Origin of the sequence: Methylobacterium brachiatum, assembly GCF_900113845.1 — a bacterium.
Taxonomy (GTDB): Bacteria; Pseudomonadota; Alphaproteobacteria; order Rhizobiales; family Beijerinckiaceae; genus Methylobacterium; species Methylobacterium brachiatum.
Window position 1 is genome coordinate 1 of record NZ_FOQW01000040.1, and the last position, 11,115, is coordinate 11,115.

Consider the following 11,115-nt stretch of genomic DNA (forward strand, 5'->3'; position numbering starts at 1 on the left):
AGGGCATTGGCGGCCACGAGCTGGCCGAGGTTGAACAGATGGCCGGTGCCGAGGCGCACGACCACGTTCGCGCCGCCCATCTTGGCGGTGTCCGCCGGCGTCTCGTAGGCGGCCGCGGTCAGCGCGAGGCGGCCCTTGGCGATGATGTCGCCGCTGGAGGCGACGATGCCGCCGGCGGTGAGGCCGAGGTCGCCGCCCTGGGCGATCAGCCTGCCGGTGTTGTCGACCCGGCCGCCGACCGTGACTGTCATCGCATCGAGGGCGACGATCTGGCCGCCATTTGACAGGTCGCCGCCCACTCCCAGAGCAAGCACCTTACCTTGCAGACTTCCCGCGTTAGAGAGCGCCCCCTTGATGCTGAAAGCCAACCTCTCCGCACTTTGTACTGTGCCTGCGTTCGTGAACGGTCCAGAAATGGCCGCGTCGAGAGTCCCATCGGCCTCCAGCCGCGATCCTGGTGCGCCGGAGTAAAGGCCTGCGGTTATGCTCAGGCTGCCACTGAAAAGGGCTTCACCGGCATTGATGAAGGCGCCTTCGCCAAGGGCGAGGAGTCCTTGGCCGCTGCTGCGGATCGATCCATCGTTCGTCAGGGAAGCGGCCGTCAGGGCAAGATCGCCGGTGCTGACGATCTTGCCGCTGTTGCTAACGTAAGTTCGCACAGCGAGCGTGGTCTGACCGTCAGCCAGGATCTGGCCGGCATTGGTCAGGCTCGGTGCATCCAATTTGAGGTCGCCCGCTGCGCGGATTGCACCCGCGTTGCTCGCGTCACCGGTCAGATGCAGCGACATATCGCGGCCTTGCGATACCCCTGACGCTGCTTGTGTGAACCGGCCTGCCGTAAGGTCGAAGCGTCCGGTGCTCAGTACCTGTCCGGCATTAGTGAAGTCGCCGGTCCCCAATGTAATCGCGACCGAACCGCCTTCGAGACGTGTCTCAGCGGTGAGACCCTCGTAGCTCGCGGCAAGCAGGGTCAGTGCTTTCGAAGCCGAAATCGCGCCGCTGGATCTGACACCCCCGGAAGCTTTGAGCTGCAGATTACCCTCTTGGCTGAGTATCTGCCCAGAATTGCTGACTGCCTGCACGCCGGTGATCGTCAGATCGCCGACCGCGCCGATCTGGCCGGCGTTAAACAGATCTCCGGCCAGGGCGATCTTGGCGGCCGCCCCCGAGCGGAGTTCCGCTCCGGCCATGTTGGCCAGCGTCTCCGCGGAGAGAGCCAGGCGATCCCGCCCAAGAATGTGACCACTGTTCTCAAAGGCAGTGATGACCTTGAGATCGGCCTCCGCACCCTCGATCACCGAGGCGCCGCCACCCTTGTACGAGGCGGCTCGAAGCGTCAGCCGGGCGTTCGATTTCAGGGACCCGTCGTTGCTGTTCGCGCCCTGAGCTGTGACGCTAAGCGCACCATCCGAAAGGACGGCGCCGCGATTGTTCAGGTCCCCTTGCGCGGCAACGGTGGTATGGCCACCGTGGATCGTGCCGGTTTCCGTATTGGTGATGTTGTTGGCACTGATCGATGTGCTGTTGCGCCCGTAGAGCAGGCCGGCATTCCAGATGTCGCCGGCGAGATTAATCAGAAGGTCATCACGGACGATGACACCGGTCTCATCATTCTGAAGGGACTCCCCGATATCCAGCGCTATGTTCGGAGCGTCGATGGCCGTGGCATTGGCAAGCTTGCGATCGGCCCTGATCCGGATGGTCCCCGGTGCGGAGAAGTCTGTCCCGGCGCCGAGGGTGACGTCCCGACCGGTGATGACGGCTTCGCTGGCCGACGTCAGATGCGTCGCACCGAGTTGCACGGTCTCGATACCCGCGATCGAGACGTAGCTGCCCTTGGCCTGGAGATCGGTCGTCGTAACCGAGCGCCCCTCCAGCGCCAGACGACCTCCGGCTTCCACTGAACCCCGGGCGTCCAGACCCTCGGTTGCGATCAGGCTGATCGCTTGGCCGGACGAGAGCTGGCCGCCGCTCGTGAGCGATCCCAGTGCTTCCGCCACGAGCCTGTCGCTGGCCTTGACCTGGGATCCCGTCTCGACGGCGATGTCGTGGCCCGCCAGCGTGATCCGGCCGAGTGCCTCATGGTCGAGAAGCGGTGTGCCGTTCGCATCGACCCGTCCGGCCTTGGCCAGCGTCAGCCGTCCCGCGGCATCGAGGTCGAGGTCACCGGTCGCGGCCGAGCTGTGTACGAGCAGGTCGCCCGCACTCTTGATCGCGATACCGCCTGGGACCTGTTCGCTCGCGCCGGTGACGAGGTTCGACTGAGCCAAGCCGACAGCGCTCAGGTCGCCGATGAGCGAGACCCCGAGGTCGAGATCCTTCGACAGCACGGAAATCGTGCCGGCGCGGATGGTCCCCGCGGAGGAGGTGGAGATCGCCAAGCCGGTGACCGGCGGAACGTCCGAACCGGCGATCGCGGTCGCGACATCACCACTCGCATCGTAGGTCATGGCGCCGGCGCGCAGGCGCGCGGCACCTTTGGCGGTGACTGCACCTTCGACCTTGATTTGGCGCCCGATCAGGTCGATCGCCTGCAAGGCTTGGCCATCTGCCCCTGAGACCCCGGTTCCCTGGATCGACACGGTCCCACGACGGACCTCGAAGCTGACCGTGCCGGTGCGGTAGTTCGGGATCGGAACACCGGTGGAGAGCGTCACCTTGCCGGCGTTGAGAAACGAGCAGCTGGTGCAGGCGACGCCGTTGGGATTGGCGACGATGACGTCGGCGCGCGAGCCGAAGACTTCCGTGGGTCCGTTGAGCGCGGAGGCCGACGAGCCCGTGACCTCGTTGACGATCACGCTCGCAGGCCGTTGACCCACGAGGTTGGGATTCGCCGGCACGGCTCCGCCGATGATCGACGTTCCGCCGAGCCCCGAATTGTTCAGGATCAGCCCGCGGGTATCGACGTTGAACGAGCCGTATTTGTTATGGGACACACCCCCGACCGATGGGGTGACGATGTTGACCAGTGGAGTCCCGGACCGGGTTGCGGAAATGCCGGGGCGGAACTGGATCGGCGCGGCCGGATCGCTGATCACCTGCGCACGTGCGAGTTCGGTGAAGAGCGGTTGAAAAGCGAAGCTCGATGCCGCCGACAGGGCAAGCATTTGGGCCGGTCGCCAGCGACGCAAGCTCCGCTGAGACGGACCCGAACCGAAGACGCACGCACCGTTCTGCATGCCCCGAGCCGCTGATGATCGACCGTCGGACACCCGTCGATTACTCCGCCTCAGCCATCGTCATATGCCTCATGATATCCGCATAACATCTGTTTTAAAGTAATACCTAGTTTCAATAAATATATCATCCTAGTTTATCGATCGCGCCGACGTTCTTGCCGCTGTCATCCGAGCATGGACGGCCACCTTAAAGATTTCATTAAGTTGGGTATGGGATTTTTTACGTCGAATCAACAGCAACTCGTCGCCTTATCCGCAAAAACACGCGGTGCCGACTTCGTGTTTTGTCGACTCAGCTTCAATTTAATTGGCCGAGTGTTACTGCGATGCGTCCGATCATACCTAAGATCAACTCTAATTACTGCCAGACGATCAATAAGGTTGGCGATCTACGCTGCGCTTGGCCTATCCACACCCTTATCATCGTCGGATGTTTGCTGATCTCCTCAGGGATCGGCCATGCTGAGGAACGAGTTGGCGCCTGGGAGATCATTTGCGACGATCACGCAGATAGATCGCCGTGCCGGGCCATTCAGCGCAAATATGCTCCCGACGGAAAAGAAACTATCCTCGCTTTGACAATCTTGATACCTGAGCCGAACCGGCCGGCTGCAGGAATATTATCGATACCGTTGGGCGGATATCTGGCGCCTGGTATCGAGATCACCATCGATAAACGCCAGAAGTTCAAGCTGCTCGTCGAGACCTGCAATCCGAGCGGATGTCACGCCGGCTTCCCTATTCAAGGACGCGTCCTCCAAGCCCTTGAGAAGGGCCATGAGGCCAGCATCCGGATCTGGACGACGAAGAACAAGCCCGTCGTCACTGACCTGCGCATCGATCGCTTTGAAGAAATCATCAGCCTACTGAAGAGGCGCGCCAAGCCATGAGTATCGCAAGACACCTTTGCCGGGTTGCGACGATGCGGGGGCGATTTGCCCCTATCCTGACCGCCGCGTGCCTTATGAATTCCAGTTCGACCGAATGCTCGGCTCAATACATCGTGCCTGATGGCGGAACGCGAACTCACGTCATCAGCCCGATGGGTTCCCGAGTCGATGTCAGCATCGCGCCTGCGACAAATCGCGCAATAAGTCACAATACATATAGTTCTTTTTCGGTTCCTACCGTCGGAGCCAATCTCATCAATAGTGGCGTCAATGCTGGGCTAATTGTCAACGAAGTGACATCCACGAGCCGCAGCCTTTTGAACGGACCGCTCGAGATTCAGGGCCGGCAGGCCCATCTCGTCATCGCCAACCCAAACGGCATCACCGTCGATGGCGCGAGTTTCCTCAACGTCGGTGGTCTCGTCCTGTCGACCGGCCGGGTCGGTTACGACGGCCCCGGCTCGAATGCCAGCGTCAAGGTCAGTTCGGGGACCGGCGACATCCTGGTCGAAGGCGCCGGTCTCACCGGAACGCTGTCGACCTTGCAGATGATCGCTGGGCGGCTGAAAATTGATGGACCGGTCGTCAACGAACATACCAGCCCCCATGCCGCGATCGGTTTGACGGCCGGTCGTGCCGAATTGGACCTCGATCCCTCTGCTCCTCCAAGCGGTACGCAGCAGTCGCTCGTCAAGGAACGACGCTCGCTGGAAGGATCCCGCTCGGATGAAATCCTGATCGACGTGACACCGCGCGGCTCGGTAGTCGCGAGCCGGATCACGCTGGCGACGACAGAGCAGGGCGCAGGTGTCCGGTTCGCCGGACGAGGCTTGGCATCCGTGGGTGAATTCACGATCGACGCGGGTGGCAAGGTGTCGGTTTCGGGGGCCGAGATCAAAGCCGAACGCTCGGTCAAGATCTCGGGAACGGCGGTGGAGGTGCTAAACGCGCCACAGGCTCAGAGCCGCGTGACTTCGACCAAGGGGGCGGTGTCGCTGACGGCAACCGCCGGAAGCATCGACATCTCCGGCGTGGTGACCGGCGCGGATCGCGAAGGCGACGACGAATCCATGGGCGGCGCCGTGACGTTGAAGGCGAGCGGCGACATCCGGCTGCTGAGCGAGAACGCCGACCGTCTTGCGATCGCCTTTGCGGCCAAAGGCGATCTCGTGGCGACGGCCAGCCGGTCGATCGTCAACGATGCTGGACGGCTGCTGGCAAACGGGACCGTCTCGCTGGCCGCGCAGCGCCTCGACAACGGGGTCGGCGTTCAAGGCCATAACTCGGATGACAGGTCGAAAGAGGGTCGCCTTCGGGAACGCTTGCCTATGGCTTTCCGGCGCTGGAGGGGTCGCACGGCCACGGTTGACACCGTCGATTTCGGTGACGTCCGCGCTCCCAAGCCGCAAGCTTTCGTCGCCGGATCGGCCGTTAGCATCAACGTCACCGATCTGGTCAACTCCGGTACGATCAACGGGCTCGACGGTGCAGTGGTGATAAACACTGCTAGGCTGCACAATATCGGCGCCGCGACAGGATCGTTCACGTATTTCAAGGAATGTCGATTCGGTTGCAGGAGCAGAGCCTTCTCGACGATCGGTACGTATGGCGGTCAGATCAGCGCGTCCCGCAGCGTCCTGATCGCAGCGAGTGATAGCCTGATCAACGATCACGGTCAGATCACCGCGTACGGCAACTTGGAAATTGTCTCTCCTCACGTGCGAGCCATTGGGGAGATCGTCCCAGATCCCATCAAGCGGCCTGCCAGCCTCTACAACGCCTTCGGCGGACCATCGACGCGGCTCAGGTTCCGTTCTCTGGGCGGTGAATTCAACGCGCCGGAAGGGGCGGTCACGATCGTTTCTGCTAATCCGGTCGAGCTTGACGGTGGCGGAATCACGGCAAAGGCGAACCAGAGCATTCCCGGCGGGACCAATCCTGCTGGCGCGATTGATCCACTTTCCAGTACCCGTCAACACGAAATCGGCCTTTTACGGGAGGTCGCACGATGAGGCTCTCGCGGCATACGAGTTGCCGACGCGCGGCATTGGCAGCGATCCTGGCCGGAACGTTGGGGCCGGTTATGGCCGAGGCGGCGCAGCACGAGAACCCGGAGCTTCGCAATCGTATCACTCTAACGACACATCATCAAAAGCCGTCCGTGAACGGCATCGATAAAGAGGCCTGCTTTCCACTTCGTGAGATCCAGATATCCGGCCTCGAATTGATCGATACTGGAAGCGTCCGAAGCACCGTCGAACCACTCGCATACGATTGCATCGGTAACACATTGGCAAAAGCCATTGTCGGAGCGATCAACGAAGCTCACGCCGCGGCAGGATTCATCACGACGCAAGGATATCTTCCAGATCAAGATATCCGCAAAACTAAGTCCTTGAAGATCAATGTCGTGACCGGCCGGATGGACAAGTTCGTCTATCGGGAGACCGATGGCGTCGAGGCTCTGCCCCTGAGGGAGCGCTTAGAAAAAGCATGGGAGCCCGTCCGCGAGGCAAGAGGACCGTGGGCCTTAGTCAAGGCCGTCTCCGGATTAGTCGATTGCTTCGACGACGCGCTTGACCATTTTCAAATACTAGATAGTCAGCCTCAGTCAGAGGCAAAAATCTGGTTGGCTTTCGATCTCGACCCTGATGATGCGCTGAACATCTCCGATGTGCAGCGAGGGCTCGACGTCCTGAATAAGGTCCCGTCTAATCACGCAGAGGCGAAGTTGCTCCCGGGCAGCGCGCCGGCGACGTCCATTGTTCAGATAATGAACGACCGATCCGATAGCTTCCGAGCTATCGCCGGGTATGAAATCAACGGGACTAGTATCAATCGCAGTGGCAATACTGTTGCAAAGCGCGCACGAATCGATGTCGCGAAAGACAATCTCATCGGCATCAATGACACGTTCGCGTCCACCCTGGCATCCGGCCTCAATAGCAATGAAGTGCAGGCACGTGTCTCGGTTCCATGGCAAAGACTCAAATTTGCGATTGACGCTGGGTACTCGGAACAACTTTCCTTTTTGACAGAAAGGACCGAATTCCTGTTGCAGAGCGCTAACGTCACCGGCTCCGCGAGCTACCTTTTGGAGAGGAACAAGGAGCAACAAACCACGGTCGAGACCTCTTTGGGTTGGAGGCAGGTCCAGCGCCACATCAACGCGGAGCCGCTGACGCCGCAGAGGGTCGTTCCGCTGCGCATCGGGCTCTCGCGTGTCCATAGCTGGGAAGCATCTAGCGAGGGACTGCTGCTTGGCCGGGAGTTGTCCTACGGCTTCGGTGTCAATCGCGGCCTGCCAATCTGGAACGCGACTCTCGACCCGGCCAAACCGATCCCATCCGCACCACGCGCCGAATTCTGGAAGCTCGACGCGGCCCTCGGCGTAGCACAAGGTCTTCGAGATATAGGTGTTTTACGTATCGATGTCGTGGGTCAATGGACTGATCACCCACTTTACTTCGATGACCAACTGACCCTCGGTTCCCAGAGCAGCATCCGAGGTTTCGCAAATACAGCGGCTAAAGTCGATCGCGGCGTCGTTGTCCGATCCGAATTTGCCGCGCGTCTTCCAATCGACCTGCTGAAAATCGATAGCAATGATTGGACTTTATTGGATGATACACTCCGTGCTTTACAACCTTATGCTTTCGCGGATGCCGGGTATGGAGAGATGATCGCCGATGCACACGGCTTGACGCGGGCCAGTGTGGGTGGCGGAATGCGCTATGCTTACGGGCGCACGAATTTCGACATCAGCATCGCACAACCTGTCTATGCTCAGGGAACAACGCGCATCAAGTACAGTCCAGAAGTATATTTCACTCTCAACTTGAAACTCCTGTGATATAAATCGGGGAAAATAAATGTCGCTGCGGTTCTTTATTGGTTCGACGCTCGCGCTGGCGCTGATGTCAAATGCGGCTTGGAGTCAGTCCAAGCCTGCGTCGGAAAATGCGAAGAGTAGCTCATCCAAGAGCGACACTCAAAAGAAGCAAAATGAAGCTCGTAAGGACGGCTCGGTAAAATCGGGCTTGGCATTGTTGAACGAAAATAAATTCAACGACGCTATCAAAAACTTCAACGATGCTTTCGAGAATGGAGATGCCGACGGAGCCTTTTATCTGGGACGGATGCTGGAGCTCGGCGTCGGGGTCCAACGGGACGCTGCCAAGGCTCGTCCATTCTATATCGCTGCCGCAGATAAAGGTTCCGCCAAGGCGATGAACCGAGTTGGATTGATGTATTTCCGTGGCGAGGGCGTTCTCCAGGACGATAAGGCTGCCTTCAGCTCCATCTGCAAAGCAGCTGATCTGGGCGACCTCGATGCGGCGTTCAATTGCGCGTCGCTTTATTCCGAAGGCCGCGGCGTCCCGACTGATGTGCAAAAGGCCTTAGGATATTACGAGAAAGCTGCATCACAGGGGCATATCGGTGCGCTCAATGCCTTGGGCTTTGCATATCGTGACGGTGTTGGCGTCAGCGAAGATCTAGCCAAATCACAGGTGGCATTCGAGAAGGCGGCGGGCAAGGGAAATCCGATCGCTCTGTTTGAACTGGGATCGTTTTACGAAACCGGAAAAGTCGCCACGAAAGATCTAATCAAGGCACACGTCTACTATAATCTGGCTGCAGCGCGGCAACACCCGAACGCCTCGGAAGCGCTTCAACGGGTAAGTTCGCAGCTTTCTCCAGAAGAGATCCTGAGGGCGCAGGCTGAAGCTAAATCGTGGAAGGCTGATGGCTGACGTGACGGATCGAGATTGCTCGACGTTTCCCCGCACGTGTTAAGCGCCGGTTCACTGGCCGCCGTCGCGGGAGCCGAAGTCACGGCTTTCTGGAACGGCGGCGAGCCCCAGACCGACGAGTGGGCTCGATGTTCCTCGGTCCCGGCGCTAGAGCCGTTCCCGCAGGCTTTGCGACAGAGCGGGGTTTGCCGCGTTGACCGGTGGAGGAGCCGGCAATGCCATCACCTTTGTCTGTCGATCTGTGCGAGCACGTCGTAGCGGCCGTGACCGAGGGCACGTCCTTCCATCGAGCGAAGGCCCGGTTCGATGTAAGCGTGTCGAGTGCCAGCCGGTGGTCGGCACGGTTCGCGCAGGAAGGCCACGTCGCGCCCAACCCGACGCACACCGATGGTGGCCTGCCGGCCATTGAGATGCGGGCCGATCTGATCCGGTCTACTTACGAGGTCCGGCCTGAGATCTTCCTGCGCGAGTTGCGCGACATCCTGGCTGCGCGGGGCGTGACGACCAGCACGAGCAGCCTATCGCGCTACTTCGCCCGCCACGGCATCAGCCGTGAAACGGGGCTGTCTACGCGGCTGAGCAGGAGCGCAGCTGTGAGAGCCGAATCGACTCAGCGCAAACCGAAAACGCTCTAAGCGGCTGAGAAGCGGACCTGCCCCAGGTCAGCAAGGGGTCGTGAGCGGGTGCGACGGCGGTGTCTGCTTCTGCCAAATCTCACACCAAATCGGACCGTCTGGAAACTACCCAACCCAGCCGTCAGCCACTGCGTCTCGTCAGCCCGGAAGCAGATCTTTCCAGGGCTCACACAGGGTCGCACACGGCAGCGGACTATCACGGCCCGCCTCCTTGCTAAGAATTTATTATGCGAAGCACTTGATAGTAGAAAGAATTCTTGTGTATACTGCCAATGTTGATACGGAAATATCTAAAAGCCGCTTCCCGTAACATGCGGGGCTTGGTCGATCTCTGATATCTTAATTTCCCTCCCCTCCCCTTCTCGCGATCCCGCGCCACCTCAGGCGTCGACCCAGCTACAATTTCCCGTGCGTGTCGATCTCGGCCTCGAGATTTCCACCATCCCAGCGGCTTCTGCCGGGGCGACCGGCGCTGAGCGCATTGAAGTGGTAAGCTCGGCGGGGGGCTGACGATCCCCGCCGGGCGCTGGTCCGCTCAGAACCGGACGGTGAAGGCGCCCTTGGCGGCGTGATCCTGGGCCCGCGCGCCGATCTGGCCGGTGTAGGACACGCCCAGCGACGCCGCCGGGGTGAGCCACACCGACAGGCCCGCCTCCGCCACCAGCGCGTCCCGGTCGATCGGCAGCCCGGTGCTGACGAACCGCGCCCCCGTGCCCCGGAACGCCAGCACCGCGCTCGGGACCACGTCGCCGAAGGTCCGCCGGTACCCGGCCAGGCCGTGCACGGACACCGGCAGCGCCGCCTCCGGATCGAGCTGCGCCTCCGTGCGCACGCCCGCGGTCGCGGTCGGCAGCAGGCTGCCCCGCGCCGCGCCCGTGAGCGCCGCCGCACCGCCCTGCTCGGCGAAGCGGTCCCGGCCCAGCGCCACCGCGCCCGCCCCGACGAACGGCTCCAGCACCGAACCGGCGCCGAGCGCGACCCGGTACCCGGCCTCGCCGAACCCCTGGACGCTGCGCCCGCCGGCGCGGGCATTGGGCGTGTCGGTCAGCCCCGGGAACGCCACGACCCGCCGCAGCCGCGCCGGCTCGTCGGCCGCCAGGGCCCCGAACCGCACCACCGCCGGACCCGCCTCCAGGCTGCCGTAGACGCCGCCGAACGTGCTCGCCAGCGTCCCGGTCTGGACCTGGCCCGGGCTGGCGAACGTCGTCTCGACATGGCCGCCGACCACCCCGAGCCGCAGGCCGCCGGCGCCGAGGCCGTCCAGGCGCGCGTCCACCCCCATGACGAAGCCGGCGCTCTGGCGCGACAGGGCGGCGGCGTTGCCGCCGGCCCGGGCCTGGCCGAGGCTGCCCAGCCCCTGGCCCCACAGGCCGACCACCCGCGGGTCGAACACCCGCGCCGGAACCGCCACCGGCTCCACCGGCTCCCCGGGCCGGTCGGCGGCGTAGGTGGCCGGCAGGCTGCCGTAGTCGCGCAGCTCGGAGCCGCCGCCCCAGCGCAGCCGGTCGAGCACCGCCTCGCGGGTGAGCCCGGCGGTGGCGAAGGCGGTCGAGGCCAGGCTGGCATGGGCGTCGCCCGCCATCCCGGCGAAGGCCGCCCGGGCCTGGTCCGCCGACAGGGTCGCGACCGCGTCGTACAGCGCCGAGCCCACCGCCCC

At 62.1% G+C, this 11,115-nt stretch carries 6 protein-coding genes and 1 pseudogene; 5 read left to right on the top strand and 2 right to left on the bottom strand.

Going from position 1 to position 11,115, the window contains the following annotated elements; all coding sequences use genetic code 11:
• Nucleotides 1-3,107: two-partner secretion domain-containing protein (locus BMZ47_RS27520; RefSeq protein ID WP_167369121.1), on the bottom strand; the 3,107-nt coding region annotated here is incomplete at its 3' end.
• A gap of 398 nt (nt 3,108-3,505) precedes the next feature.
• On the opposite strand from BMZ47_RS27520, the gene BMZ47_RS27525 reads away from it, so the two are divergent.
• The 5 genes and pseudogenes from BMZ47_RS27525 to BMZ47_RS27545 form a co-directional block, all read left to right on the top strand.
• Complete coding sequence (locus BMZ47_RS27525) at nt 3,506-4,069, top strand: invasion associated locus B family protein (RefSeq protein ID WP_091865589.1); 564 nt, start codon at nt 3,506-3,508, stop codon at nt 4,067-4,069.
• A 74-nt stretch (nt 4,070-4,143) separates the two neighbouring features.
• Entirely contained in the window at nt 4,144-6,081 is a 1,938-nt protein-coding gene (locus BMZ47_RS27530; protein ID WP_167369122.1) for a filamentous hemagglutinin N-terminal domain-containing protein, read from the top strand.
• Nucleotides 6,082-6,116: 35 nt separating this feature from the next.
• Nucleotides 6,117-7,922, top strand: coding sequence for a ShlB/FhaC/HecB family hemolysin secretion/activation protein (locus tag BMZ47_RS27535; protein WP_167369123.1), 1,806 nt, complete (start codon nt 6,117-6,119; stop codon nt 7,920-7,922).
• A gap of 19 nt (nt 7,923-7,941) precedes the next feature.
• Nucleotides 7,942-8,823 (top strand): tetratricopeptide repeat protein, encoded by an 882-nt coding sequence (locus tag BMZ47_RS27540; RefSeq protein WP_091865599.1) that lies wholly within the window; start codon nt 7,942-7,944, stop codon nt 8,821-8,823.
• A gap of 215 nt (nt 8,824-9,038) precedes the next feature.
• Nucleotides 9,039-9,415 (top strand): annotated as a pseudogene (locus BMZ47_RS27545) (transposase); the annotation flags it as partial.
• Between the two features lie 578 nt (nt 9,416-9,993).
• On the opposite strand, the gene BMZ47_RS27550 reads toward BMZ47_RS27545, so the two are convergent.
• On the bottom strand, nt 9,994-11,115 hold a 1,122-nt coding region (locus tag BMZ47_RS27550), incomplete at its 5' end, for an autotransporter outer membrane beta-barrel domain-containing protein (protein ID WP_139221090.1).

Excerpts from the sequence above, each read along its gene's own strand:
- BMZ47_RS27540 (WP_091865599.1), top strand. The coding sequence starts at position 7,942 with ATGTCGCTGCGGTTCTTTATTGGTTCGACGCTCGCGCTGGCGCTGATG.
- BMZ47_RS27530 (WP_167369122.1), top strand. The coding sequence starts at position 4,144 with ATGAATTCCAGTTCGACCGAATGCTCGGCTCAATACATCGTGCCTGAT.
- BMZ47_RS27525 (WP_091865589.1), top strand. The coding sequence starts at position 3,506 with ATGCGTCCGATCATACCTAAGATCAACTCTAATTACTGCCAGACGATC.